This is a genomic window from Streptomyces sp. NBC_00663, assembly GCF_036226885.1.
Classification (GTDB): domain Bacteria; phylum Actinomycetota; class Actinomycetes; order Streptomycetales; family Streptomycetaceae; genus Streptomyces.
In genome coordinates this window covers 5,215,358-5,239,677 of the sequence record NZ_CP109027.1, presented here as the reverse complement: position 1 = coordinate 5,239,677, position 24,320 = coordinate 5,215,358, and the positions used below count along the sequence as shown (strand labels likewise).

At 66.7% G+C, this 24,320-nt stretch carries 26 protein-coding genes and 1 tRNA gene; 17 read left to right on the top strand and 10 right to left on the bottom strand.

Translation table 11 applies throughout. From position 1 onward, the window contains the following. Positions 1–36: 36 nt before the first annotated feature. From OG866_RS24045 to OG866_RS24010, 8 genes are all read right to left on the bottom strand, one after another. On the bottom strand, positions 37–1,362 hold the full coding sequence (locus OG866_RS24045) for a sensor histidine kinase (protein WP_329337683.1): 1,326 nt from the start codon (positions 1,360–1,362) through the stop codon (positions 37–39). 1 nt (position 1,363) lies between these two features. After that, a complete protein-coding gene (locus OG866_RS24040) occupies positions 1,364–2,017 on the bottom strand; it encodes a response regulator transcription factor (RefSeq protein WP_329337681.1) in 654 nt (217 codons plus the stop codon). Between the two features lie 121 nt (positions 2,018–2,138). Further along, complete coding sequence (locus OG866_RS24035; protein ID WP_329337679.1) at positions 2,139–2,792, bottom strand: response regulator transcription factor; 654 nt, start codon at positions 2,790–2,792, stop codon at positions 2,139–2,141. Positions 2,793–4,324: 1,532 nt separating this feature from the next. Beyond that, positions 4,325–5,410 (bottom strand): DNA cytosine methyltransferase, encoded by a 1,086-nt coding sequence (locus OG866_RS24030; protein ID WP_329337677.1) that lies wholly within the window; start codon positions 5,408–5,410, stop codon positions 4,325–4,327. Next, on the bottom strand, positions 5,407–6,159 hold the full coding sequence (locus OG866_RS24025) for an MAE_28990/MAE_18760 family HEPN-like nuclease (RefSeq protein ID WP_329337675.1): 753 nt from the start codon (positions 6,157–6,159) through the stop codon (positions 5,407–5,409). The genes OG866_RS24030 and OG866_RS24025 overlap by 4 nt, the downstream gene beginning before the upstream one ends. Continuing rightward, positions 6,156–7,229, bottom strand: a complete 1,074-nt coding sequence (locus OG866_RS24020; RefSeq protein WP_329337673.1) for a DUF262 domain-containing protein — start codon at positions 7,227–7,229, stop codon at positions 6,156–6,158. Before OG866_RS24020 ends, OG866_RS24025 begins: the two co-directional genes overlap by 4 nt. A 351-nt stretch (positions 7,230–7,580) precedes the next feature. Beyond that, positions 7,581–8,150, bottom strand: a complete 570-nt coding sequence (locus OG866_RS24015; RefSeq protein WP_329337671.1) for a GNAT family N-acetyltransferase — start codon at positions 8,148–8,150, stop codon at positions 7,581–7,583. Continuing rightward, on the bottom strand, positions 8,147–8,917 hold the full coding sequence (locus OG866_RS24010; protein ID WP_329337669.1) for a GntR family transcriptional regulator: 771 nt from the start codon (positions 8,915–8,917) through the stop codon (positions 8,147–8,149). The genes OG866_RS24015 and OG866_RS24010 overlap by 4 nt, the downstream gene beginning before the upstream one ends. A 584-nt stretch (positions 8,918–9,501) precedes the next feature. On the opposite strand from OG866_RS24010, the gene OG866_RS24005 reads away from it, so the two are divergent. The 9 genes from OG866_RS24005 to OG866_RS23965 all read left to right on the top strand — a co-directional run bounded on the left by OG866_RS24005 (position 9,502) and on the right by OG866_RS23965 (position 15,419). Beyond that, positions 9,502–9,765 carry a DUF6284 family protein gene (locus tag OG866_RS24005; protein ID WP_329337667.1) on the top strand — a complete coding sequence of 88 codons (264 nt, stop codon included), beginning with the start codon at positions 9,502–9,504 and terminating at the stop codon, positions 9,763–9,765. Continuing rightward, positions 9,762–10,211, top strand: a complete 450-nt coding sequence (locus OG866_RS24000) for a Pycsar system effector family protein (RefSeq protein ID WP_329337665.1) — start codon at positions 9,762–9,764, stop codon at positions 10,209–10,211. Before OG866_RS24005 ends, OG866_RS24000 begins: the two co-directional genes overlap by 4 nt. Before the next feature lie 56 nt (positions 10,212–10,267). Further along, positions 10,268–11,326, top strand: coding sequence for a conjugal transfer protein (locus OG866_RS23995; RefSeq protein WP_443063656.1), 1,059 nt, complete (start codon positions 10,268–10,270; stop codon positions 11,324–11,326). Then, complete coding sequence (locus OG866_RS23990) at positions 11,326–11,712, top strand: RRQRL motif-containing zinc-binding protein (protein WP_329337661.1); 387 nt, start codon at positions 11,326–11,328, stop codon at positions 11,710–11,712. Before OG866_RS23995 ends, OG866_RS23990 begins: the two co-directional genes overlap by 1 nt. A gap of 35 nt (positions 11,713–11,747) precedes the next feature. After that, entirely contained in the window at positions 11,748–11,984 is a 237-nt protein-coding gene (locus tag OG866_RS23985; RefSeq protein ID WP_329337659.1) for a hypothetical protein, read from the top strand. A gap of 2 nt (positions 11,985–11,986) precedes the next feature. After that, positions 11,987–12,304 (top strand): hypothetical protein, encoded by a 318-nt coding sequence (locus OG866_RS23980; protein WP_329337658.1) that lies wholly within the window; start codon positions 11,987–11,989, stop codon positions 12,302–12,304. 2 nt (positions 12,305–12,306) lie between these two features. After that, entirely contained in the window at positions 12,307–12,477 is a 171-nt protein-coding gene (locus OG866_RS23975; protein ID WP_329337656.1) for a pRL2-8, read from the top strand. Positions 12,478–12,624: 147 nt separating this feature from the next. Beyond that, entirely contained in the window at positions 12,625–14,748 is a 2,124-nt protein-coding gene (locus OG866_RS23970) for an FtsK/SpoIIIE domain-containing protein (protein WP_329337654.1), read from the top strand. A 203-nt stretch (positions 14,749–14,951) separates the two neighbouring features. Next, positions 14,952–15,419 carry a hypothetical protein gene (locus OG866_RS23965; RefSeq protein ID WP_329337652.1) on the top strand — a complete coding sequence of 156 codons (468 nt, stop codon included), beginning with the start codon at positions 14,952–14,954 and terminating at the stop codon, positions 15,417–15,419. 7 nt (positions 15,420–15,426) lie between these two features. Here OG866_RS23965 and OG866_RS23960 read toward each other — a convergent pair whose 3' ends face one another. Beyond that, on the bottom strand, positions 15,427–15,729 hold the full coding sequence (locus OG866_RS23960; RefSeq protein ID WP_329337650.1) for a hypothetical protein: 303 nt from the start codon (positions 15,727–15,729) through the stop codon (positions 15,427–15,429). A 108-nt stretch (positions 15,730–15,837) separates the two neighbouring features. On the opposite strand from OG866_RS23960, the gene OG866_RS23955 reads away from it, so the two are divergent. The 5 genes from OG866_RS23955 to OG866_RS23935 all read left to right on the top strand — a co-directional run bounded on the left by OG866_RS23955 (position 15,838) and on the right by OG866_RS23935 (position 21,354). After that, on the top strand, positions 15,838–16,917 hold the full coding sequence (locus OG866_RS23955) for a DNA cytosine methyltransferase (RefSeq protein WP_329337648.1): 1,080 nt from the start codon (positions 15,838–15,840) through the stop codon (positions 16,915–16,917). Then, positions 16,914–17,753: a bifunctional DNA primase/polymerase gene (locus OG866_RS23950; RefSeq protein ID WP_329337646.1), complete on the top strand. Its 840-nt coding sequence runs from the start codon at positions 16,914–16,916 to the stop codon at positions 17,751–17,753. Before OG866_RS23955 ends, OG866_RS23950 begins: the two co-directional genes overlap by 4 nt. Before the next feature lie 2 nt (positions 17,754–17,755). Beyond that, complete coding sequence (locus OG866_RS23945) at positions 17,756–19,231, top strand: ATP-binding protein (protein ID WP_329337644.1); 1,476 nt, start codon at positions 17,756–17,758, stop codon at positions 19,229–19,231. A 475-nt stretch (positions 19,232–19,706) separates the two neighbouring features. Further along, on the top strand, positions 19,707–19,904 hold the full coding sequence (locus OG866_RS23940; RefSeq protein ID WP_329337642.1) for a helix-turn-helix domain-containing protein: 198 nt from the start codon (positions 19,707–19,709) through the stop codon (positions 19,902–19,904). 64 nt (positions 19,905–19,968) lie between these two features. Then, positions 19,969–21,354: a tyrosine-type recombinase/integrase gene (locus OG866_RS23935; protein WP_329337640.1), complete on the top strand. Its 1,386-nt coding sequence runs from the start codon at positions 19,969–19,971 to the stop codon at positions 21,352–21,354. A gap of 45 nt (positions 21,355–21,399) precedes the next feature. On the opposite strand, the gene OG866_RS23930 is transcribed toward OG866_RS23935, so the two are convergent. Further along, positions 21,400–21,473, bottom strand: a tRNA-Thr gene (locus tag OG866_RS23930). A 215-nt stretch (positions 21,474–21,688) separates the two neighbouring features. Here OG866_RS23930 and OG866_RS23925 point away from each other — a divergent pair. The 3 genes from OG866_RS23925 (at position 21,689) to OG866_RS23915 (ending at position 24,249) form a co-directional block, all read left to right on the top strand. Beyond that, positions 21,689–22,777, top strand: coding sequence for an ABC transporter ATP-binding protein (locus OG866_RS23925; protein WP_329337638.1), 1,089 nt, complete (start codon positions 21,689–21,691; stop codon positions 22,775–22,777). Between the two features lie 224 nt (positions 22,778–23,001). Further along, positions 23,002–23,445 (top strand): hypothetical protein, encoded by a 444-nt coding sequence (locus OG866_RS23920; RefSeq protein WP_329337636.1) that lies wholly within the window; start codon positions 23,002–23,004, stop codon positions 23,443–23,445. A gap of 72 nt (positions 23,446–23,517) precedes the next feature. After that, the gene (locus OG866_RS23915; RefSeq protein ID WP_329337635.1) at positions 23,518–24,249 is read left to right on the top strand and encodes a nucleotidyltransferase family protein; all 732 of its coding nucleotides are present in this window, start codon (positions 23,518–23,520) and stop codon (positions 24,247–24,249) included. Positions 24,250–24,320 lie beyond the last annotated feature (71 nt).

The following is a 24,320-nucleotide window of genomic DNA, read 5'->3' as shown; positions in this document are numbered from 1 at the left end:
ACCTAGCGAACGGTGTCGTCCAACCGGCCGTTCTGGTCACTTGGACGCGGTTGCCGCGCGTGTCTGCGGCCAGACCGCATATCGCTCCGCGTCCTTGACAAGGAGCGGGAAGGAGAGTTCGACGACGAGTCCGCCGGCCGGCCCGGGGCGGGCGGTGAGGGCGGCGTCGTGGGCCGCGGCGATGGCCCGGACGATCGACAGGCCGAGGCCGTGGTGGCCGTCGCCCGCGGTGCGGCTCATGCGCTGGAACGGCTCGAAGAGCTGGGCGACGCGCTCCTCGGGGACGGCGGGGCCGGTGTTGGTGACGGTGAGGACGGCGTGCCGGTCGTGGCGGCGGACGGTGACGTCCACGGTCCCGTCGGGCACGTTGTAGTAGGCGGCGTTGTGGACGAGGTTGGCGACCAGCCGCTCCAGCAGCGCGGTGTCACCGGCGACTTGGGCCGGCTCGGTGCGGTCGGCGATCCGTACGTCCTGCTGTTCGGTCCGGGACAGCTGGGTGAGCAGGACGGACTCGACGACCTCGGCCAGGTCGACGGGCTCGGTGCGGTCCATGCCCCGCTCGCTGACGGCCAGGGTGAGCAAGGATTCCAGCAGGGCTCCCTGGTGGGTGCTGATCCGCAGCAGGCGCTCGAAGTTCTCGCGGAACGACGCGGCGGTGGCGTCGGGATCGAGCAGGCACTCCTCCAGGAGCGCGCGTTCCACGGTGAGCGGGGTGCGCAGTTCGTGGGCGGCGTTGGCGACGAAGCGTTTGTGGGACTCCAGGGCGGCCTCCAGGCGGTCGAGGAGGCCGTCGACGCTGTCGGCGAGGTCGCTGATCTCGTCGCCGGGTCCTTCGACGGCGAGCCGCTCATGGACGTTGCGGGCGGAGATGCTGCGGATGCCGGCGGTGACGGTGCGCATGGGGCGCAGCACCCGGCGGGCCAGCAGCCAGCTGAGCGCGACGGAGAGACAGGCCATGATGGCGAGGGCGATACAGGACTGCACGAGCAGGTCGTGCATCTGGGCCTCGTGCATCCGGGCGGCCTGTTCGCGGAGTTGGGCGTCGAGTGCGAACTCGGGTGGCGGGGCGTCGCCGCCGTTCTGGCCGCCGGGCTGGATGTGGATCGTGGGCTGCGCGCCGTCGCCGCCGTTGATCTCGTACTTGACGACGCTGCTGTGGGTGGGCCGGTTGACCAGCAGATAGGTCATGCCGAGCAGGACGGCGCCGGACGCGATGAACAGCAGGCCGAAGAGGACCGCGAAGCGGACCCGCACCCGGCGTGGTGTCAGGCGCCGGGCCAGGGCGCGCAGCCAGGACGCGGGGGCGGAGCGCAGTGCGCGGTCGCGGGCTCGGGCGAGCCGGGCGAGGAGGGGCGGCGCCATGTCAGACCCGGTAGCCCCGGCCGGGCACGGTCTCGATCACGGAGGCGTCGAGGAGCTTGGCCCGGAGCCGGTTGACGGTCGCCTTGACGGTGGTGGTGCCGGGGTCGGCGACCTCGTCCCACACCTTGGCGAGCAGCTCGTCGGCCGGGACGGTCCGTCCCTCGGCGCCGAGCAGATAGGCGAGCACGCCGAACTCCTTGGTGGTGAGGGGCAGTTGGGTGCCCGAGTGGCTGACGGTGCGGCGTGCGGGGTCCAGGCGCAGGGCGCCTCGGACGAGTTCGGGCTGCCGCTCCGGGTGGGCGCGGCGGCCCAGGGCGCGGGTGCGGGCCAGGAGTTCGGGCCAGGCGAAGGGCTTGGCGAGGTAGTCGTCGGCGCCCAGGCCGAGCCCCTCGACGCGGTCGGCGATGGAGGCGGCGGCCGTGAGCATGAGCACCTTGGTGCGCACGCCCTTGGCGGCGAGTTCACCGCAGACCTCGTCGCCGTGCACGTCGGGAAGGTCACGGTCGAGGACGACGACGTCGTAGTCGACCTCCTCGACGAGGTCGAGCGCGGTCGCGCCGTCGTAGGCCGTGTCGACGGCGAGGCCCTGGCGGCGGAAGACTCTGGTGATCGAGTCCGCGAGCTCCGTATGGTCCTCGACCACCAGTACCCTCATCATTCCCCCTACGAGACACGCGCCACGGACCCCAGGCTGCCGCACCCCCGGTCACACCCGGGTTACCTCCCTCACAGGCTGGCGTACGGCCCTCCGCGTCGCAACACGCCCACCGGGGTCCTCAGATGCGGTAGCCGACGTGCGGGAGCGTCTCGATGACCGGCGGGTCGCCGAGCTTGCGGCGCAGCCGGCTCACGGTGACCTTGACCGCGTTGCTGAACGGGTCGGCGTCCCGGTCCCAGGCCCGCTCCAGCAGTTCCTCGGCGGAGACGACGGCACCGCCGGCGGCGAGCAGCACCTCCAGGACGGCCATCTCCTTCGGCGACAGCTCCAGCCTGCGCCCGCCGCGCAGCACGGTGCGGCGGGCCGGGTCGAGTTCGAGGTCCCCGCGGGCGAGGACGGGGGGCACGGCGGGCTGGTCGCGTCTGTCGAGGGCCTGGACGCGGGCGATGAGCTCGGCGAAGGAGAAGGGCTTGGCGAGGTAGTCGTCGGCGCCGAGATCGAGGCCGTCGACCCGGTCGGCGAGCGTCCCGGCGGCGGTGAGCATCAGCACCCGCGACGGACAGCCCTGCCGCACCAGCGCCCGGCAGATCTCGTCACCGTGCACGAGCGGCAGGTCACGGTCGAGTACGACGACGTCGTAGACCCCGCTGGAGGCCCGGCTCAGTCCTTGCTCGCCGTCGTGCGCGAGCTCGACCTCCATCGCATGCCGCCGAAGCCCCCTCGCGACACTCTCCGCGAGATCCTTGTGGTCCTCCACGATCAGTACGCGCATGCCCCCACCCTGGCACCCGGACGGTCACTCAGGGGTAACAAGGCAACGCGGGAGGCCCGGCCCCGCCCGTTCTTGGAGCCCCCTGTCGGATTCGAACCGACGACCTACGCATTACAAGTTGTCCGATCTCGATGCGGGGGTGTCCACCGATGTCCGCCAGACGGGCTTCGTTCCTGGTCAGCAGGCATGGCGGACTTCAGTGGACGTCCGCGGGCGCTCGCGGAACCTGCATGTATCGAGACCACAACTGAGACCGTGCTGACCTCAATGTCAGCCCGAAGACGCTCCGAGCGCTGCGGTAGCTCCGGACTCCCTCAACTCCCCTTCGCGTACGAGAACCTGCGCTGGCACCCGAGGCGCCCTCTCTGAGCAGGGGAGGGCTGTCGCCGTGTCGTCGTCTGTCGTCGTTGGCCGCTCTCGGATGGCCCACAGACGGCCCAGCCGTGAGGACTCGCATGAGGTTCACACCGTTGCCGACTGCTCCACTTGCAGCGTGACATGCCACGTCCAACCATGGTGAGAGGCATGAGGTAGGTGAGGTTCGTGGGCCTTCACATCTGCTGGGGACATTGCCCGCACGATCAGCCTGAGCCGCCACCCCGCGCGGCGCCCCAAGCGCGCTGGTACCGACCGACACCCATCGGCCTGACCGCTGCTCGGCAATCAATGGCTAGTGGATCAGCTGCCCTCCTTGCAGGTTTCTCCGCCGCCACCGTCGGCGTTATTGCCCAGGCTCCAAACATGATCCGATATCCCGGATGGGCGCTCTTTACTCTCACATTTGCTGCCATCGCTCTCGTCGCATGTGTTCAATGCGGGTTCAATGCGCGGGCCCGCATGTACTCCTACGCGGAGATTACGGAATGGCTCCCGCACGTCTTTACTGCGGACGAATCGGAGTCCCTCCGTCATGCACAGATTGAGAATGCTCGCACGGCACGCAAGTGGGAGTGGACGGCTGAGTGGACCTACCACATCGGGATCGTATGCCTTGCGGCGGGAATCGGCCTCGTTCTCATTCCAATGGGACGCTCGGACGAGAACATCCCTCGTTGGCTCGCCGCCTTCTCTGTCGTCCTTGGAGGGGTGATTCAATGGTGCTATTACGTCAGGGGTTGGTGTAAAGACAAGGAGGCACGTAAGCAATGGGCGGACGCAAATCCAAAGCCACCGTGAATGCGCGCTACAGGAAGATGCTCGCCATAGAAGCCCGTCGTAGAGCACGAGAAACGGCGAAGCAAGGCCCCTTGCCAGCCAAAGGGGTCAAAAAGATGATTAGAGAGGGACTACTCTGCCAACCGCATGGTTCAGAGCATTGCAAGCTCTGCCCAAAAGGGAAAAAGTCCAACAGTAGATCCGCAGCACTCATCTGAGGAAGCCATTCGAACGGATTTCTCCGTGCCTTCACGGCACATGCTGCTCCGGAGGCTAGCTCCCCCTCGGCGATTTCCACAGTTCAGCGACACAGGCAAGCCTCGGCAGCCTTGTCCACAATGGTCCACAGTAGGAACTGTCGTACACACCGAAGCTTGTCAAAAAAGCCGATCCGAAGGTTCCATCTTCTTACCACCTTCTACTGATCGAACATGCTCCATGATCACTTTTCCGATAGCCTCACCAAGTCTAACCGGAACAGCATTGCCAATGAGTCGACCAAGGCGATTGAATCGAACCTGCTCACCCTTAGGGAGGAACTTGTAGTTCCTAGGGAAAGTTTGCAGCATAGCTGCCTCGCGGAGGGAGATGGCCCTGTCCTGCGTTGGGTGCCCAAAGCGGCCATTACCAAAACCGAAGCATTGCGTGGTGATGGTGGGTGCGGGAGCATCCCACTCCATTCGGCCGTAGACGCTCGGGTACGTGGCCCCGGTGGTCTTTCGGTGGCATGCGGCAATCAGCTCTGGATCCCAGTCGCGCCAAGTCCCACCAGGCTTGGATGCCCTTATACGGCGCATGTTCATCTCGCTGAGCGAAGCTGCGGTGTGAAGAGGATCGCGACTGTGCTGCTCGCCGGCGGCGATGGCGGGAAGTTTCGAGATCTCCTGCCGGACGGTTCGAAGGGGAGCGTTGGTCTGGCTTGCCAGGCTCAATCCAGCGTCGCCCAATTTTGAGGCAATTAGCACGAGCCGCTTACGGGACTGGGGAACGCCAATTTTGGAGCACTCGACGATGGAATAATGGACGGAATATCCATCCAGGTACTTCAAGAAATCTACGAAAACTTCGTGCTGGGCGAGCTGTGCCACGTTTTCCATGGTGACTAGATCTGGCTGCAACTCGGCAACTAGGGCGCCAAACTTTAGGACCAGTTGCCAGTCCAAACCGCGCTTCTTACTCCTCCCGCTTTGACTGTAAGTGGAGAAGGGTTGACATGGCGCGCACCCAGCCAGCAATGAGTAATCGCCCGGGCTCAGGTAAGCCTTGAGTTCATCAGCCTTGAGCTCATTCACGTCGCGTTCAAGGAATGGTGCGCTGTTGTTTGCTTCAAATGGGTACTTGCAATGCGGATCAAGGTCAACGCCCGCTCGAACATTGATGCCACTTCTGACAAGGCCATGAGTGAGCCCGCCAACGCCGCAGAAAAGGTCCACGGCAGCGATATCAGGGATACGGTCGTTCACGTTGTGCCACCATTCGGCCGTATCTCCGGCCGCAGAAAGATATAGGAATCAATATAGTGAGCAAAGCACTTGATTACTTCGCGCAAGTAACTCTCAACTTGTTGCGACATTTCTCGAAGTTCCGTCGCAATGATACCATCGGCGCAGTCCACGAACGAAATTGAACCATGAGCCAAACTATTTCGGCGATCCTTGACCAACTTCATCGATCCCATCCCATCCCGTCTTACACGCTTGACGCCCGCGAGAGCGGTGCTGCTGATGGTAATCTGGCACCCTAATCTCTTAGCCATCGCATAAATGGCTTCGTCATCCCAGTTTCCCCCTCCACCAGCCTCAATCTCGAAGTCGCGGATAGGTAGCTGGTTGACCAAATGATCAGTCATTTGAAGGGCGTACTTCAAGCGGCTATCAGGGGCCATGTCAGCATGAGTGCGTGCGGAACTGCGGACCCACTCCTGGCGGAGCTCGTCGCTAAGCTCGTGGGGCTGCCACCTCGCGGATGCTGCGGCTGCCTTTGTTATCTCAGATATGCACCTGGCCATAGTCGCTTCAACGAGATTATAAAGTTGAAGGTAGACGCTGGAGTATAGGATTTTCTGCTGTGGCGCCGTGATGCGATATTCCGAGCCTGCAAGCTTGGGCGGACCATTACGCGCTACCATCTCTACTTGTTCTAGTAGTTCCAGATAAGCGCTGACTTCGCTGAATCTTTCATCGAAGAAGGTGACCAGATCTGATGTGCTCATACTGCCACCAGCCGAGATCGGACGAAGTTGATTCGCCCTTCAAGGCGAGAGCGGGCGTTCGCGCCATCGGCGCCGATGGCGCGGGTGAATTCTGTTCCCTGTGTCCACTCGCTTACAGCGATTCTGTCGCTGTCTATCGTCGCTAGTTCGGGACGCTCCTTGAGAGCCAAGTAGGAGCCGATCGCAATACTCTCGAACCTCGCTCGCGGTGTCGCCGTGCCTGTAGCAGATCGGCGGAATCCGTGAGGAAATACGCGGTCGACAAATTTCATGGTCTCATGGAACCGCTTACGGTACGTCTCGGCAGCGTTGCGATCGACGCGGAACTCAACGTTTTTCTTTTCGGTGTACTCGTAAATAAAGTCGGACGGTCGATCCTTATAGGTAGCCAGGCCATCGCTGTAGGCGAAGAAGCGCGTTACGAGCTCGTCGTATCCACGTTCAAGCTTCCGCTTGTAGCTCATAGGTGCTAGCGATTGAAGTAGCGGGTCTTCGGACAGCTCCATGACCAATTCCATGAATGGACCTGCAAGCGCTCCGCGGCGAACTTCGGCAGTATTCGCGTTTTTGCTTCCAGTATTAATCCGTTCAAACATGTCTAGGCGCGCGGCCTCGTCTGCATGCTCATTGAGAATGATCCCGCGAATCGACCTATTACGGACCTTTCGCTGCCGTGATTCTGGAAGGTCGTGAAAGGTGAAGCCGGAAAGGAGAGATAGCTTTTCAAGTCCGACGAGCCTAAGTTCGCCGAATAGGAATTGCTCCAGCGTGCGCAAGCGCTGGGATCCGTCCACGATCTCCAGCCTGCCGTCTGACATTTCCCAGAAAAAAACAAAGGGTATTGGAAGGCCCATGATGAGGGATTCGATGAACTTCGATTTGCGATCATGTTCCCAGGTAAATTCACGTTGATAAGTGGGAACCACGTATTCGCCATCGCGCATCTTGTTGGCCAGAATCTCGACCGAATACTCTGTAATGTAGAAATCGATACGCTTTGACTGATCAACGATCTGCTGCTCTGCCGCCTCTTGATCCTCTGGCGTGATCGCTGAATCGCCGTTCGTCATTTTTCCGTCCGTCCCATTCCCCGAAGAGCCGTAGCGCCGGACCCTCTGCCAGTCAACAGGCACACGATCATGCCATAGGCTGCCCACCTATCAGAAGGATTGGCAGTCAGTCAATCCACCCGAGTGCGGCCCGACTTGGCGAGCCCAGGCAGGAGCTGATCTGTATGTGGCTCGGCAGCCACGCTCGCACCGTGGGTGGCTGCGACGGGTGCTCGACTCAGGCCCGCGGGCCTGTCCATAAGCGGGCGAGCGTTAGCGCTGCCGGTGCTGTGCGGCCTACGGCAGGAGCTGCGCCCGATCGGAACCGAGTGCTTGTTGGGACGGGGAAATTCCTGCGATTCGCTTCGACGCTCAGGCCGCGAGCGGAAGCCGTGATGGGGGTGGTGTGCGGTCCGTGAATCCGTGATCTGCTGGCTCTGCCGTTCGCTGGGCAAGCCAACCGGAGACTCGTGGGCCACCGTTCACCGCCGCGCCCTCCCGGACCGTACGAATGTGCGTGAACCCCTGCTCCAGGTAGTACCGCTGGAGTGCATGATTCGTCGTCCATGCATCCAACCGAATCCATCGGGCTCCCGCCCGCTGGGCCCGGTCGCCCGCCCAGTCGAGGAGGCGACTGCCAAGGTTCTGCCCTGCGTACTCACGGGCGACCGTGAGCTTGTTGATGAACATCGACGGTTCGGTCAGTTCATCGTCAGTCCAGAGGCCCTCTTCGGCATCTGGGGTGAGCGTGATGGTCCCAGCGGTGGTGTGCCCGTCGCGCAGCATGAACACCGTGCCCGCTTCGATTGTGGCGAGCAGCTTGTCAGCGGGGTACGGGCGGCTCCACTGGTCGGAGCCTAGGCCGCGTAGCCAAGCGGCGGCCTCCTCGCGGAAGGCCAGCAGCTTGGCTACGTCGTGCGGCTCAGCAAGCGTGATGATCACGTGTTCTCGCTCCGGGCGGCCAGATCGCCGATCTCGTAGTTCATCCGGTTCAAGTCGCCCCGGAAGGTGGTGGTGGTGCACCGGATGGGGCGGTCAGCTGAGTAGCCGGTGCGCGTCCAGAGCAGGACCGGTACGCCTACGCCGATCTCCAACAGCCGTGCCTCCTCCGGGGTCGGCATCCGCGCGGCGATTTCGTCGAAGTACCCGATTTGCTCGATGCCTTGAGCGGCCAGGTACCGGGTCGTCCCTTCTTCGATGTCTCCAGGCTCAGCCAGTCGTGGGGACGCGTTGACCAGCCACGATGGATAATAGGTCGCCTGAGTGGACCAAGGGACGTCGTCCACGTAGCGATGACAAAACCGCAATACTGCCGTCGTACCGGGCTCGACCTTCAAGCGCTCAGCGACCTCTTGGGGCGCCGGCAGCATCTCGACTCGGAACGTCTGGTGCGGCCGTCGCCCTGCGTTGGTGACGTCCGTGCTGTAGGCGTCGCCGTTCTGCGGGAAGGTCAGGTTCTCGAAGCGAGAGGCGTTGAGCTCGAATACCTCTTGTGACTTCACCTCGTAGCCAAGGCCCTGGCTGGATGAGATGAGACCCTCGCCGACCAGCAGGCTTAGGCCGTTCCTGATGGTGTTCCGCGACGCGTCGAAGCGCTGCTGTAGATCGTTCTCAGAAGGCAGCCGGCCCCCGTTGGCCGCGTAGGTGCCGTTAGCGATCTCGCGGCGCAGGACGTCCGCAACTTGTCGGTACTTCGGCTGCTTGCTCATGCCCTCATCATGACGCACTCGCGCAACTTGTTGGTACATGCGGGCCCAACCCCCTTGACGACTCACTGTCCGTGGGTGCAGCATCACTGCATCAGCTTGTACCAACAAGCTGAGCAGGTGGTGCAACACCACTAAGTGTGCCCGTCTGCACTGACAACTCCACAGCGTGATCCACCGCAGATACGACGGCCGTGACGACACCAGCCGAGGCGAGTGGAGACCAGTCGGTCATCTCCCGTCAGGGACACGTGCCGACTCAAAAGAACGGATCTGCCCAAGGGCGCATACGCCGCGCGAAGAGACCGAGTTGCGATTCCTCGGAAGAGCGGGACTGAGGCACAGATCCATATCGCGTACGACGGGCCGTCACCTCCCGAAAAAGGTGGCCGGCGCGGCTCAGGTTCGCGCACCCGCCCCGATGGTCGCAGGCCAGGTTCGACTCCTGGTCGGGGCGCTTCGGCCGCCGCTCGGTAGGCCGCGCCGCACATGATGTGCGGCTTTCCCCATCAACGGCGCGCACCCCCGGAGGGGCAACTCCGGGGGTGCTGTTCGGGCCGTTCCACCTACCAGGGAGAACACGACCCATGAGCACCATCGTGACTGTTCAGGACGCTGTTACCGCGTTCGCCGACTTCATGGAGCCGACGGCCGCGGAGCTGGACGCGATCGAGCGGGAGATGCCGCTGATCCTGGCGGATGTCGACCTGATCGACGCGCAGATCATCACCCTTGACCGCACGCCGACCGAGCTGGACGCCCGGCGCATCCGCCGCGCCCGCCGGCGTGTGCTCGCCGAGCGGCGGGCTCTGGCCAACCGCGCTTCCGGCGCAACCGGCGGTGCGGCATGAGCACCATCAACCCGAAGCTGACCGCCGCGCACGCCGAGCTGAAGGCGGAGATCGCCCGCACCGACAACAAGACCGCACTGCTCCTGGCGTTCGTCGGCGCGGTCCTCGCCGGCGCCTGGACGATCGCCCGGGAGCTGCCGCTGAACGTGCCCGCCTGTGTTGCGGGCGGCGCCGGGGTGGCGCTGCTGGTCGCGGCGGCCGGACTGCTTCTGCGGTCGGTGCGCCCCGACCTGCGCGGCCGTCACGGCTTCCCGCTGTGGGCCACCCTCACCGCTCAGGAGATCACCCAGCATCTCAACGGCGGGGATCTCGCCGCCGACGTCGCGGGCCTGTCCCGGCTGGCGGTCGCCAAGTTCACCTGCCTGCGCCGTGCGGTCGACCTCACCCTGACCGGTGGGGCCCTGCTCGTCCTCGCCCTCCTGCTGACCGCCGGGGGTGCGCGGTGAACCGGACCGAGTTGACGAAGGTTCAGATCGGAGTGTTGACGGCCGCGTTCGTGCCCATGCTCGCCACCGGCGTGGTCGGCGGGATCGGCACGTACAGCAACATCGGCCACGCCTACGGCACCGGCACCGCCCTCGGAGCGCTCGGAGCGGGCGAGGGCGCCACCGCGGTACTCGCCCTGGTCCTGCTCGGCCTGACCATGCTGGGCCAGTCCTCCCCACGCATCGTCCGACTCGGACTGTGGGCACTGCCCGCCGCCGCGTCCGTGATGGGGGCCATGGCCGCACCCGATGCGGCCCGCACCGTCATCTACGCCCTGACCCCGCTGGGCATGTCCGTCTCAGCCGAGGGCATGGCGTTCCTCGCCCGGCGGATCGTGGTGCACACCGACGGCCGCGACGCGGAGCACGAGCGGCACACCGCCGACCTCGTACAGGCCCTCGCCTACCACCGCGCCCGCGCCGCCCAGCACCCGACCGATTGGGTCAGGAAGTGGTCGGAACGCAAGTCGTGGCGTCTGGCTCGCAGGATCGGTGTCGGTGACACGGCGCTCGGATCGAGGCTGCTCGACGTGCAGCGCGATCGGGTCACCGAGGGCGCCGATGCCGCCCTCGCAGCCATGTTCAACACCCCCACCGCCCCGGCGCTCCCCCGGGCCGCGAATGCGGAGGAATCTACTGAGACCATCAGGAAACGGTCTATGGCTGACCTGCCCGAATCGACCCCCGCTCCGGTCGTCACTCTGTCCCGGTTGAGCGTGCCCGAACCGGTCGCGGTCGACCTGGGTAAGTCGATGCTCCCGCTCAAGCCGATGCCCTCGATCGCCGCGCCCGCCGCCCCGATCGCTGCCCCGGCACCGCGTTCGGTCGCTGCGGCATCGACTCCGCCGCGCGGCGTGACCGGGCGCGTTCCCGACGCTGCTCGATCGCCTCGGCCCAAGCGCACCTGGGCCCAGTTGCTCGATGAGGCACGGACCGCAGCGGAGGGTTGGTCGGACAAGAAGGTGACCGCTGAGGGCATTCGCCGCGCGATCCACACCTCCCCGGCCAACGCCCGCAAGCTCCGTGACGCGCTGCTCGCTGAGCGCGCGGCCAAGAAGACTGTCGGGGCGCCGTGATGTCCGGCGTGTACGGCAAGTGCTTCGACCCCACCGGCGCCCTGCACGGCATACCCACCTACCCGTGGAAGCTCGCCCCCGACGGGTTGGCCACACGCCGGCAGTTACGGACCCTGGGTCTGCGTCCGGGGGGTCAGCCGGTAGCGGCGCAGGTCATGCGCATCAACCGCCGTACCGGCGGCCCTCGCGTGGCCTACCTCTACCGGCTCGATCTCGCGCTGCCGGTACGGCCGATGACCTCGCGCAAGTGGGGCGCCCTCGCCCTGGCGGTGCACGCCCGCCGCACCTGCCCGGCCTGCCAGATCACCTACTCCTACTGCCTGTCGACCCGGCACGGCATCTGCGGACTGTGCCTGGCGGCAGAGGAACAGCGCACCGCCGCCTGAACCCCAACACCCCATCATCAGCAAGGAGTTGTGCTGTGAGCAGCAACAACACCGCGCCGCTGGCGTGCTCCTACTACTGGGACGGCTGGGTCAACGCGCCGGGCAGGGGCCAGGCGTGGGCCGTGGGCACCGTGACCGTGCCCGCCGACCAAGGCCGCGCCGGCGCCCTCCGAAGCGTCGTCGCGTGGCTGGACTCCCAAGGCTGCACGGTCGACGCCGACGCCATCTCCCTGACCCGTGCCACGACCCCTCTCACCCAGGAAAGGGGCTGACCATGGGCAAGCCCAACACCCGTCGCCTGGACAAGGAGATCCGGGAGACGCAGGACAAGATCCAAGCGGTTCACGACGAGCAGTGGTGGCCGCTGACCGGTTCCGAGCGTCGCCAGATCATGGGCGCGCTCGCGGGCGGCTCGTACCGGGTGGTGCGGGGCACAAGCACCGGCCGCGCGGAACAGAAGCTGGCGGCCATAAAGCAGTCGGTTCTGACCCGGCTGACCACTGAGATGACCGCGTTGCAGACCGAGCGGCAGCGCATCGTCAACGAGTACGCGCAGGCCAAGGCCGCGAAGAAGTCGTCGGGCTGGTGGTGACCATGGCCGCCACACAAACGCCTCCGGGTGAGTGTCCGCAGTGCTGGCAGCACGCCCACGACAAGAGCATCCACCGCAGGCTCAAGCCCCGGCAGGACTGCCCGGCGTGTGTGGATCACATGGTCAACGGCTGCCCGAACCCCGTGCCGAAGAGGAAGCGGTGTTGGTGGTGAGCATCCCCACCGCCCACCCCCTGCACGTTGTGTGACCTGCACGTTCCCGCTTTGAGCGTCGGGGCGGCCGTCCCTGCCACGGTCCCGACCGCCCCGGCTCTTCTCTCAACTCCCGCCCCCATGAGGGCAGTCAGGAGCAGTCCCAGCATGACCGAGAACGTCATCAACCTGCACAAGGACACCGACCCGACCGCCGACACGGGCACCGTGACCACGCTGACCGTGGTCACCGACCCCGCCCCGGCCCCGTTCGTTCCGTTGTGGGTGCGCTCCGGGCGCGCCATACGGCGCATCGCCACCGACGAGCGCACCACGACCACCGGCCGCGCCATCGCCCGGCACACCCTCTACACCCTCAACGGCGGCCGGATCATGGCCCGCCGCACGTGGGACGGCCGTACCGGGGCCCGCTATGAGCGCATGCTCCGCGCCGCCGAAGCACAGGGCAACCTTGAGGTGGCCGAGGAGTGGGAGGACCGTCTCCAGCGCTTCCGCGACGCCCGCCACCGCCGCCGCATGGACCTGCTGCACTCCCCGCTGGACGCAGCCAAGGGCGTCGCCGCGGGCACCGGCATGGGCATCGCTGTCCTCGTGGCCCTCGGCATCGTGATGGCCCTGAACACCAAGGAAGTCAAAGACGTCATCACCCCGCTGTCGGCCACCATCGAGTTCATCGGCGCGCTGATCCACATCGTTCAGGTGATCTGGCCGTACGCGGTCGTCCTCGGCCCGCTGTTCGGCCTGCTGGGCATGTGGTCGGTCGGCCGGCATCAGCAGGCCGCACCCCAGTGGGCGCTGCCCGCCAACGTCCGTTCCGGCGAGGGCGAGCCGATCACCCCATCGATCGTCGTCAAGGCCCTGCGCGACCTGGGCATCCCTGCCCTCAGGAACGCCATCAAGGAGATGGGCGACGTCGGCGCGTCGATGCTGTCGCCGATCACGATCGCCGGATGCGGTGTCGAGGTCGACGTCACCCTCCCCTCGGGAGTGTCGACGAACGAGGTGCAGAACCGGCGCAGGAAGCTCGCGGAGAACCTCACCCGGCACGAACACGAAGTGTTCATCACCATCCCCGAGGCCGCCCGCACCGTGCGACTGTGGATCGCCGACTCCGGGGCGCTCGATGAGCCGATCGGGCCCTCGCCGCTGGTCACCGACGAGAGCCTGACCGCGAACTACAAGACGGGCAGGGCGCCGTGGGGTCAGGATCTGCGCGGCGATGCCGCCGCCCTGAGCCTGTATCAGCGTCACCTGCTCATCACGGGCCTGTCGAACCAGGGCAAGACCGCTTCCCTGCGTTCTCTCGCTCTGTGGGCCGCACTCGACAAGACCGTGGAATTCCGGCTTGCGGACCTCAAGGGCGGTGACTGGGCCATGTTCGACGGCATCGCCACGGTCCTGATCCAGGGACCGACCGATGAGCACGTGATCGAAGCGACCGAGATGGTCGAAGCCGTGGTCGATGAGATGAACCGCCGCATCGCCGCACGTCAGCACGATCCGAGCATGGTCTTCGATCCACTGATCTGCATCGTGGACGAGGCACAGGTCGCGTTCATGTGCCCGGTCAAGGACGAGGAGGGCCGCCCCTACGGCGGTTCCAAGGCCACCAGCCGGTACTTCATGGCCGTTCGTAAGATTCACAACCAGGGCCGTGTCGTGAACGTGCTGATGTGGCAGGGCACCCAGGACCCCACCGACCAGAACCTCCCCAAGCTGGTCCGCGAGGGCGCACACACCCGCGCCGCTCTCGCCCTCGGTACGGAGTCGCAGGCCGTCATGGCGCTCGGGGAGAAGGCCGTCAACGGCGGTGCCGCCCCCAACCTGCTGCGCCCCGGTCTGGACAAGGGAACGCTGGTCGTCGCCTCCGACGGCATCGACATCCCCAAGGGCCAGTCCTCGATCACGGTGCGCACGCACTTCATCGGCGACGACGACGCCAAGGCCATCGCCGCCCGCGCCAAGGCGATGCGCAGCGGCGTCACCACGCTGCACGTCATCGAGAAGGGTGTGGAGCGGGACGCGTTGGCGGACATCGCGGGCGTGCTGGGCAGCGATGCCCGGGTGCGCACGCAGGAGGTCATCAACCGGCTCGCCGCGTTGGACGCGGACGCGTACGGCGGCTGGTCGTTCCTCGACCTTAAGCGCGTTCTCGACGCGGCCGGCGCGGAGCCGTACAAGTCCGACGGCCGCATGGTCGTCGCCCGCGACCGCGTCACCACCGCCCTCGCCAACCGCGACGCAGACGGTTCCGCTTCCGCCTCCGAGTGACAGGGAGGCGAGCCGCCCCGGGTCAGGGAGGCAGGGAGAACTCCCTGAACCCCTCCCTGACCCGCCTCCCTGGCCTTGACCTGCACGAATTATCACTCAGGGAGGCAGGGAGGCACCCCAGGTCAGACCCCGAGACCCCCTCCATAGCGCCCCCGGAAGGGGGTGTCTCTGCCTCCCTGACCCGCGTTCGGAAGGGATTCCGCATGTACCCCGAACCTGCCCGCCCCACGGCCGCTGAGCGGGCCGTGGAAGTCCACCAGCCCACCCCGATACAGCCTGTCGTCGTTCAGCCGGCGGCCCCAATGGTGCCCGTCCAGCCGGGCCACGTCCCGGCGGTGGCGAGCATCGTCCTGCCCGACGGCCGCGTCGTCACCGGCTACGCCATGAACCCCATGCAGCCCGAACCGGTGGTCGCCAAGCCGCCCGTCTCCCGCGCGGCCGTCAACGTTGCCCTTGGGGGCGTCGGGTTCCTCGCCGTGTGCGGTGGGCTGCTTCTGCTGACCACGTTCATCGCCGCGCTCACTGCGCTGATCACTCAGCTCATCGTCCTCGCCGCCGTGATCTTCGGCGGATGGTTCGCCGTGCAGGTGCTCGGCACGCGCGGCCACGGCGGAGGAACGACCGTCAACATCCGCAAGGCAGTGATCAAGCGGAACAGGTTCTACGGCTGATCATGGGCTACCGGCGGCTGCCCAGTTCCTCATCCAGAACACCCGGCCAGTCCTCGTCGGCCAACCCGCCATCCATGAGCAGGTCACGCCAGTCCACCCGGGCAACGCGGACTGCTGAGCGGAACGCGTTTACGTCTCCGTTCGCGGACAGCACCGCTGCCGCCAACAAACGCTCCATGTCCTGTCGGGAGTCTTGGAGTTCTTCCGCGAGCTTCCGCAGTGCGCCCTCTATCCCCTTCGCTGCACCGGGGTCCGGGAAGTCCCGCTGAATCCGTGCGTGCAGTCGAGCGCTGATCAGATCCTCAGACACACCATCCCCCTACTGGATCGGCAACAGGCAGGGCGACCCCCCATTCCGCCAAGAACCGGGGTCGCCCTTGTCTCCAGTCCTCTACAGACCTGTTGGAGGTCTCCCAGCATGACGCAACCCACCGACATCCGGCGAGCCCCAGACACGCCGGCCCGCATCGTCGGCCTGTGTGCCGGCTACGGCGGACTGGAAGCCGCCGTACGCGCCCACATCGGCGGCCAGGTCGTCGCCTTCGCAGAGAACGACCCCTACGCCGCCGCCGTGCACGCCCACCGGCACCCGGGCGTGCCCAACCTCGGGGACATCACCCGCGCCGACTGGGAGTGGGTTCGTGCCCTGTACCGGCCGGACGTGATCAGTGCCGGGTTCCCCTGCCGCAACACCTCCAACGCTGGACGGAAGGACGGGATCAATGGCCAGTGGTCGCGAGTCTGGAAAAACGTCGCTGAGGCTGTGGGCCACATTCGACCGCGTCTCGTGTTCCTGGAAAACGTGGCGGCGCTCCGCTCGCGGGGGCTGGACGTCGTCGCCGCGGACCTGGCCGCGATCGGGTATGACGTCCGGTGGACATGTGTACGAGCTGGTGACCCCGAAACCGGCGCCCCGCACGAACGCGACCGCTGGTTCGCAGTTGGCCATCCCGCTGATGCCGACCCCGACCACCTCGGACGGCACGGGTGGCCCCGGCACCAGCCCGAAGCGCAAGGGCGGGATGAACCTGCGCACCGCAGTGACACGCCTGCCGGCACCCCCGCCGGAAACGTGACGCTGCTGCCCACCCCGGCCGCACGGGACTGGAAGTCCGGCGCCTCCAACCTGATGGACCACAACTCCCGCCCGCTCAACGAATTCGTCGTCAACCGCCTGCCCTACAGCGGCACATGGATCTCGACGGACGGCATCGACTACGGGCCGGCCATCCGCCGATGGGAGCACGTCACCGGCCAGGCCGCGCCCTGCCCCACCGAGCCGGGCACCCGAGGCAACCGCCGGCTGTCTCCCGCGTTCGCGGAATGGATGATGGGCCTGCCAGCCGGCTGGGTCACCGCTGTGCCCGACATCCCCCGCAAGGAGCAACTCCGCATCATCGGCAACGGCGTCGTCCCCCGACAGGGCCGCCACGCCTACGCACTCCTCCTGCGCTCCCGCACGACCAGGCCACACGAGACGTGGGAGGTGGCCGCATGAACGAGCACCTTATGACCGCTCTGCGTCTCGCCGCTGGCGGCCTGCCCGTACTGCCGCTACGGGCGGGGAAGCTGCCGTTCGGGAACTGCCCCACCTGCACGCGAAACGCGTGCGGGGGACGGCCGAACATGCGGACCCCCGGCCGCTGCACCTGCCCGGCCCCGTGCCACGGATGGGCGGCGGCCACCACAGACCCTGACGTCCTCAACTCCCCGGCGTGGGCGCGCGCGTGGCGTGAGGCGGCGGCTGTTGCCTACCACCCCGGCGGCGCAGGCCTCACCGTCGTCGACCTCGACAGCACAGGCGCCATCGAATGGGCTCGCGCCACGCTGCCCGCCACGCGGACCGTGCCGACGACGCGGGGCGAGCACTGGATCTACCGGGGCACCATGCCGTCATCCAACGCGGTTCGGCCCGGCGTGGACGTCAAGTCCCTTATGCAGTACGCCCGTTGGCTTGCTCCCGGCGAGGGCGCCACGGCGCCCCTGCCGGACGTTGTGCGCTCCCTGGCGGTAAAGCAGGCACCCAAGCCTCTCGGCGCGCCACAGAGACTCACAGCGCCCGTACCCGGCATTCGGGGCGCCTGCCCGCACCGCACGCCCACTTACCTCGCCCGTGGTCTCGCCATGGCGGAGCAGCGCATTACGGAAGCCCGCAGTGAGATCCACGCGACGGTCTACCGCACCTTCCTCGCGGTGCTCTCCACCCATGGCCGGTGCGGCTGCCTCACCGAAACGCACGTCGCCCGGCTGTTCACCGCCGCACGGGCCAAGGGCGAGACGGCCCGGCACTGCACCGACGCGTGGACCAACGCCCGCACCGCACTGGGGATGTGACCGTGTCCGAGGACGAGAAGACTCCGGCCCGCCAGATCATCACCGACTACGCGCAAGCCCACTTCCGCTACTTCCGCACCATCGACGGCACCGTCTACGCACAGAAGAACGGCCACCCCGTCGCCCGCCCCATCCGCTCCCAGGGCACCACCGGCAGCCACCGCCAAGAACTCATGGTCGGCCTCTTCAAAGACGGGGTCGGCGTCTTCAACGGCACAGCACTCAAGGAGGCGTTGGACTTGATCGAAGCACTCGCCCTGACCGAGGACGTACAGCCCACCCACATTCGCGTGGCACCTGGGTACGACGGGGCCACATGGCTGGACCTGGGCCGCACCGACGGCAAGTCCGTCCGCATCCACCCCACCGGCTGGGACATCCGCACCCCCGACCCCCAAGAGGTCTGCTGGCGGCGCACCCAGCTCACCGGCGAATTGCCCCTGCCCGTCAAGGACACCAACGGCAAGGGCATCGACCTCCTGCTCAGGCTCTGCAACTTCGCCAACGCGGAGACCGAGTGCCTGGCCCTCGCCTGGCTCATCGGTTGCCTGGAGCCGTCCGTGCCCGTTCCCGCCCCGTTCCTCACCGGCCCCCAGGGCGCCGGCAAGTCCACCGGCGGCCGGATGCTCGTGCGGATCATCGAGGGAATGAGCGGCGACCTGCGTCGGGCCCCGAAGGACGAGGAGAACATGATCACGGCGGTTGCCGCCGGATGGGTCACCGCGCTGGACAACCTCTCCCACCTGCCGCCGGACTTGTCCGACCTCATGTGCTGCATCGTGACCGGTGCCGAGAGCATCAAGCGCGCGCTGTTCACCGATGGTGACGTCGTGCGCTCCCGCTACCGGCGCCCCATGCTGCTGACCGGGATCGACGTCGGCGTCATCCGCCCCGACCTCGCCGAACGCCTCTTGCCGCTGCGCCTCGTGCGGCCCCAGGTGCGGCGCACCGAGGCGGAGCTGTGGACGGAGTACGCGGAGATCCTCCCCGTCGTTCTCGGCTCCCTGCTGGACCTGACGGTGAGGGTGCGGGCCGCGCAGGCGGACACCCCCACCGACCTGCGGATGGCTGACTTCGCCCACCTGTGCGCCCAGCTCGATGCGGCAACCGGCTGGGGAGCACTGGCCGCGTACCGGGCGAGTCTCGACGACCTCAACGACGACGTCATCGAGGGCGACCTGTTGGCTCAGACGGTTCTGGAGCACGCCGCGGGGCTCGACGTCGGCGCCGAGGTCCGGATGACGTCATCGGAGTGGCTGCACTGCCTCACCAGCCTCTACAGCGGCGAGGAGTGCCGTCCCCTGCCCAAGGGCTGGCCCACGACCGGCAAGGTTCTCTCCGACCGGCTCAAGCGGCTACAGCCGACCCTCGCGGCACGGGGCGTCCTCATCGACTGGGGCCGCACCAGCGCAGCCCGCTACATCGAGATGACCCGCCCCACGGTCGAGCCCTCGCACCAGCAGGAAGCGGCATTCTGACCGCGCCTCTGAACTGCACAAGCAAGAGGAGCACCCCGCGCCGGGTGCTCTTCTTGCTGTTGCGGCGGCCTGCCGCCGCTGCACAAGACGTGCCGCGCAGCGGCTCCTTCTTCTCGTCCTGAGCGGCGCACCACAACAGACACCAACCCCCTCTGCTTTTCCTAAGAAGAGAGACGCTGCGTCACCCACGTCACCAGCCCCACGAAACCGGTCCCTGACCAGCGGCTCCAGCGATGACGCAGACGGCCGAACGCTGCGTCATCCCGCGTCATCCGTGTCACGGATGACAGAGCCCACCCCCGCCCTGTGACACGCCCTGCACTATCCGCGTCACCACATAAGCCCAGCTCAGAGGCCTGAATGACGTATGTGACGCGATGACGCAGAAATCCGCGCCTCGGACAGACGCGGACAGCCGCACCCATCACCCGAACTTCTCAGAGCACCCCGAGCAGCCTCCGAGGAGAGACACCTGATGAACACCGCCCTCGCACCCGACCAGTTGCTCTACACCCCCACCGAAGCCGCAAAGGTCCTGCGCTTCGGTCGCTCCACCGTCTACGAGCTGATGGCCGAAGGGTCCCTGAAGTACGTCAAGCGCGGTCGCGCCCGCCGCATCCGCCGAAGCGACCTTGAGGCCTACGTGAACAACCTCGAACCCCTGCCCAACTAACCCACGCACACCCGAGGCGGCCCCGGACCACCAGTCCGGGGCCGCCTCCCGCATGGAGGAGCACATGAGCCCCCGCAACGCGAACATGGAGTCGTCCATCTACGAGGGCAGCGACGGTTGGTGGCACGGCCGCGTGACCATGGGCGTCAAGGACGACGGCAGCCCCGACCGCCGCCACCGCCGGGCCCGGACCGAGGCTGAAGTGAAGCGCAAGGTCCGCGAGTTGGAAGCCCTCCGCGACAAGGGCCGCGCCCCCAAGGCCGGCCGCAAGCCCACCGTCGAAGAGTGGATGACCACCTACCTCACCGACATCGCTTCCCTGAAGCTCAAGCCGCGTTCCCTGGACGATTACTGGTCCAAGACCCGCAACGACATCATCCCGGGCATTGGCAAGCACCGGATCGACAAGCTCCAGCCGGAACATCTTGAGCGGATGTACCGCGTCATGCTCGACGAGGGTCACGCACCGTCCCACGTCCTCAAGGTGCACCGCATCCTCTCTCGCGCCCTGAAAATCGCCCACCGCCGCCGCCTCATCGTCGAAAATGTGGCGACCCTGGTAGACCCGCCAACGGTCGACGAGACCGAGGCGAACCCCTTCACCAAAGAAGAGGCCAAGGCCTTTCTGAAAGCCGCAGCAAGGCGCCCCACCTTCATGCGGTGGTGCGTCGGCGTCGGCATGGGCTTTCGCCAGGGCGAGACGCTCGGTCTGCGGTGGCCGTACGTCGACCTCGACGACGAGCTGTTCCACCCCCGGTGGCAGCTCCAGCGGCTCACGTGGCGCCACGGCTGCGAGGACCCCCACGCGTGCGGCGCGCGCCTCCACCGCTTCGAGCCGTGCCCGCCCGGCTGCAAGCGTCACGAGAGCTACAAACGCGGGTGCCCCAAGCCCTGCCCCAAGGGCTGCACCAGGCACGCGAGCGTCTGCCCCGAGCGCAAAGGCGGCGGGCTCGTTTTCACCCGACCGAAGACCAAGAAGAGCCAGAACCCCGTGCCCATCCCGCCACCCTTCATCCCCTACCTGCGCGAGCACCAAGCCCAGCAAGAAGCGATGCGGATCGCGGCCGGCGACTCGTGGGAGGAACACAAGCTGGTCTTCGCGCGGCCGGACGGCCGCCCCCTCGACCCTCGCCAGGACTGGGAGGAATTCAAGGAACTCCTCGCGGAAGCCGGAATCGACGACCGCCGCCTCTACGACGGCAGCCGCCACACCGCCGGCACGATCCTCAACGAACTCGGGGTGGACATGCCCACGATCATGGAGATCCTCCGCCACACCCAGATCAGCCAGACCCGCCGCTACGTGAAGGGCAGATCCCACCTCTCCAAGGACGCCATGCGTCGTATGGGAGACCACTTCATGCCGGGCCCGGAACTCCCGACTGAGACCACAACTGAGACCGAGGACCGACGCACGGCCCGCGCACGTCGCCGACGCCGCATCCGATGAACACAAAAGCCCAGCTCAGACACTGTCTGGGCTGGGCATCACGAGAGCCCCCTGTCGGATTCGAACCGACGACCTACGCATTACAAGTGCGTTGCTCTGGCCATCTGAGCTAAGGAGGCAGACGTACGTCTGTCGCGTACGCGCCCGTGCAGTGTACCCAGGTCCCGGCAGAGCCCTCTCGAAAATTTCGACGAAGTTCACATGCCCCGGACTACTGACAGATCCGGCAAACGCCAGGTAGCGTCCCTCCAAGTTCACCTGTGTGGACTACACCACCACCTTCCTACAACGGATCGTCCGGCACGTTCCTGCCGGTAGAAGGGGGCCCATCACCATGGCCACTGTTTCGTTCGACAAGGCGACCCGGATCTACCCGGGCACCGAGAAGCCCGCCGTAGACGGTCTTGACATCCACATCGAGGACGGAGAGTTCCTCGTTCTGGTCGGTCCGTCCGGCTGTGGCAAGTCGACCTCCCTCCGCATGCTGGCGGGGCTCGAGGACGTCAACGGCGGTGCGATCCGCATCGGTGACCGTGACGTCACGCACCTGCCGCCGAAGGACCGGGACATCGCCATGGTGTTCCAGAACTACGCGCTGTACCCGCACATGACCGTCGCCGACAACATGGGCTTCGCGCTCAAGATCGCCGGCGTGCCGAAGGCGGAGATCAAGCAGAAGGTCGAGGACGCGGCGAAGATCCTCGACCTCACCGACTACCTGGCCCGCAAGCCGAAGGCGCTCTCCGGTGGTCAGCGTCAGCGTGTCGCCATGGGTCGCGCCATCGTGCGTGAGCCGCAGGTCTTCCTCATGGACGAGCCGCTGTCGAACCTCGACGCCAAGCTCCGTGTCTCGACCCGTACGCAGATCGCCTCGCTCCAGCGCCGTCTCGGCATCACCACCGTCTACGTCACCCACGACCAGGTCGAGGCCATGACGATGGGCGACCGGGTGGCCGTGCTCAAGGACGGTCTGCTCCAGCAGGTCGACACCCCGCGCAACATGTACGACCGCCCGGCGAACCTCTTCGTCGCCGGCTTCATCGGCTCCCCGGCCATGAACCTGGTCGAGGTCCCGATCACCGACGGCGGTGTGAAGTTCGGCAAGTCAGTCGTGCCGGTGGACCGTGAGGCGCTCGCCGCGGCCACGGACAAGACCGTCACCGTCGGTGTCCGTCCGGAGCACTTCGACGTGGCCGGCGCGGAGTCGGAGCAGGGTCTCGCGGTCACGGTGAACGTGGTCGAGGAGCTCGGCGCCGACGCGTACGTCTACGGCACCGCGAAGGTCGGCGCCGACGCCAAGGACCTCGTCGTCCGTGTCAGCGGCCGTGACGTCCCGGAGAAGGGCAGCACGCTGCACGTCGTGCCGCGCGGTGGCGAGACCCACGTGTTCTCGACGTCCACGGGCGCCCGCCTGTCGGACTGACCCACAGCAGAACAACCCGGGTAAATCACCCAGGTTGACGACAAGGGCCCCGCAGACGTCTGCGGGGCCCTTGTCGTGTTCGGGAGACTGCCACCAAATACCCCGACAGACCGGGCATTTCGAGCCGTGTGCGTCAACCCCTTACCCAATTCGGGGCACCAGTTCATCCCCCGAACCGGTGACTAAATGTCGCCAAATCATCACCCCGCGCTACCCTCACACGCGTGAAGCACTCCACTAACCAACAGACGCGTCGCGGCCGGGGCCCCGCCCGCCGTATCGGCCGCACGCTCGCCCTTGTCCTGCCCGTCTTCCTGGTGCTCTCCGGAACCCTCGCGGTCACCCGGGTCAACTGGACGGGGAGCCCCTCGGACTCGGTGCTCACCGCCTCCGACATCTCGGCGGCGCGTGCGAAGGCCCGTGCCCCGCAGGACGTGCTGCGTGACAAGCTCCTCGCGGAGCTCCAGGAGGAGAACCCTGGTGTCGCGCTCACCCACCTCCAGGAGGCCGTCAACGACCGTCCCTCGCTCGCGAAGCACTGCGCCTCGATCGCCCGCGCCCTGGGCCGTGCGGCGGTGCGGGTGTACGGCCCGACGCGTGCGCAGTCGTACGCCCGGCCCGTCTGCGACACCTCCTTCGCCACGGGTGTGGCCGCCTCGCACACCTGAGGCGGCCGCCTCCGCAACAGCTGAGCGGTCACCGGCAGAAGCCGCCGGCGGGACGCGCCGTACAGTTCGGTCATGACCGATCCGAACGCCGCGTCCCGCCCCGTTCAAGCCGTCGTCCTGGCCGGCGGCCAGGGTTCACGGCTGCGCCCCTACACCGACGACCGGCCCAAGCCGATGGTCGAGATCCCCGGTACGGGGACGCCGATCATCGGCCATCAGCTTGTCTGGCTCGCCGAGGAGGGCGTGACCGACGTGGTGGTCAGCTGTGGCCACCTCGCCGATGTCCTACAGAAGTGGCTCGACTCGGCCGATCTGCCGGTGAACGTGACGACCGTCATCGAGCAGGAGCCGCTGGGCCGCGGTGGCGGCCTCAAGTACGCGGCGGCGCACCTTCCGCACCCCGACAAGCCCTGGTACGCGACCAACGGTGACATCTGGACCCGGTTCTCGCTGCGCGAGATGGCGGACTTCCACACCGAGCGCGACGCGGTGGCGACGCTGGCGCTGGCGCGTCCGCGGATCCCGTGGGGTGCCGTGCAGACCGACGGGTTCGGTCACATCACCGACTTCATCGAGGCCCCGCCGACGACGTACGAGATCAACGCCGGTGTCTACGTCTTCTCGCCCGAGTTCGCCGAGCTGCTCCCGGAGCGCGGGGACCACGAGCGGACGACGTTCCCGCATCTGGCGCGGGAGTTGCGGCTGGCCGGGTTCCCGATCCCGCAGGGGGCGTACTGGCGGGCGATCGACACGGCGAAGGATCTGACGGAGGCCGCCGCGGAGTTGGCGGCGCTGGGCCGCTAGCGGCCCCCGTGGTACGGACATCACGAAGGGCCCCGCAGTTGCGGGGCCCTTCGTCGTCGGGCTTGCGGTTC

Excerpts from the sequence above, each read along its gene's own strand:
- OG866_RS23940 (WP_329337642.1), top strand. The coding sequence starts at position 19,707 with ATGAACACCGCCCTCGCACCCGACCAGTTGCTCTACACCCCCACCGAA.
- OG866_RS23935 (WP_329337640.1), top strand. The coding sequence starts at position 19,969 with ATGAGCCCCCGCAACGCGAACATGGAGTCGTCCATCTACGAGGGCAGC.
- OG866_RS23990 (WP_329337661.1), top strand. The coding sequence starts at position 11,326 with ATGTCCGGCGTGTACGGCAAGTGCTTCGACCCCACCGGCGCCCTGCAC.
- OG866_RS24020 (WP_329337673.1), bottom strand. The coding sequence starts at position 7,229 with ATGACGAACGGCGATTCAGCGATCACGCCAGAGGATCAAGAGGCGGCA.
- OG866_RS24035 (WP_329337679.1), bottom strand. The coding sequence starts at position 2,792 with ATGCGCGTACTGATCGTGGAGGACCACAAGGATCTCGCGGAGAGTGTC.
- OG866_RS24025 (WP_329337675.1), bottom strand. The coding sequence starts at position 6,159 with ATGAGCACATCAGATCTGGTCACCTTCTTCGATGAAAGATTCAGCGAA.
- OG866_RS24005 (WP_329337667.1), top strand. The coding sequence starts at position 9,502 with ATGAGCACCATCGTGACTGTTCAGGACGCTGTTACCGCGTTCGCCGAC.
- OG866_RS24010 (WP_329337669.1), bottom strand. The coding sequence starts at position 8,917 with ATGAGCAAGCAGCCGAAGTACCGACAAGTTGCGGACGTCCTGCGCCGC.
- OG866_RS24040 (WP_329337681.1), bottom strand. The coding sequence starts at position 2,017 with ATGAGGGTACTGGTGGTCGAGGACCATACGGAGCTCGCGGACTCGATC.
- OG866_RS23955 (WP_329337648.1), top strand. The coding sequence starts at position 15,838 with ATGACGCAACCCACCGACATCCGGCGAGCCCCAGACACGCCGGCCCGC.
- OG866_RS23980 (WP_329337658.1), top strand. The coding sequence starts at position 11,987 with ATGGGCAAGCCCAACACCCGTCGCCTGGACAAGGAGATCCGGGAGACG.
- OG866_RS23975 (WP_329337656.1), top strand. The coding sequence starts at position 12,307 with ATGGCCGCCACACAAACGCCTCCGGGTGAGTGTCCGCAGTGCTGGCAG.
- OG866_RS24000 (WP_329337665.1), top strand. The coding sequence starts at position 9,762 with ATGAGCACCATCAACCCGAAGCTGACCGCCGCGCACGCCGAGCTGAAG.
- OG866_RS23970 (WP_329337654.1), top strand. The coding sequence starts at position 12,625 with ATGACCGAGAACGTCATCAACCTGCACAAGGACACCGACCCGACCGCC.
- OG866_RS23965 (WP_329337652.1), top strand. The coding sequence starts at position 14,952 with ATGTACCCCGAACCTGCCCGCCCCACGGCCGCTGAGCGGGCCGTGGAA.
- OG866_RS23950 (WP_329337646.1), top strand. The coding sequence starts at position 16,914 with ATGAACGAGCACCTTATGACCGCTCTGCGTCTCGCCGCTGGCGGCCTG.
- OG866_RS23915 (WP_329337635.1), top strand. The coding sequence starts at position 23,518 with ATGACCGATCCGAACGCCGCGTCCCGCCCCGTTCAAGCCGTCGTCCTG.
- OG866_RS23925 (WP_329337638.1), top strand. The coding sequence starts at position 21,689 with ATGGCCACTGTTTCGTTCGACAAGGCGACCCGGATCTACCCGGGCACC.
- OG866_RS24045 (WP_329337683.1), bottom strand. The coding sequence starts at position 1,362 with ATGGCGCCGCCCCTCCTCGCCCGGCTCGCCCGAGCCCGCGACCGCGCA.
- OG866_RS23995 (WP_443063656.1), top strand. The coding sequence starts at position 10,268 with ATGCTCGCCACCGGCGTGGTCGGCGGGATCGGCACGTACAGCAACATC.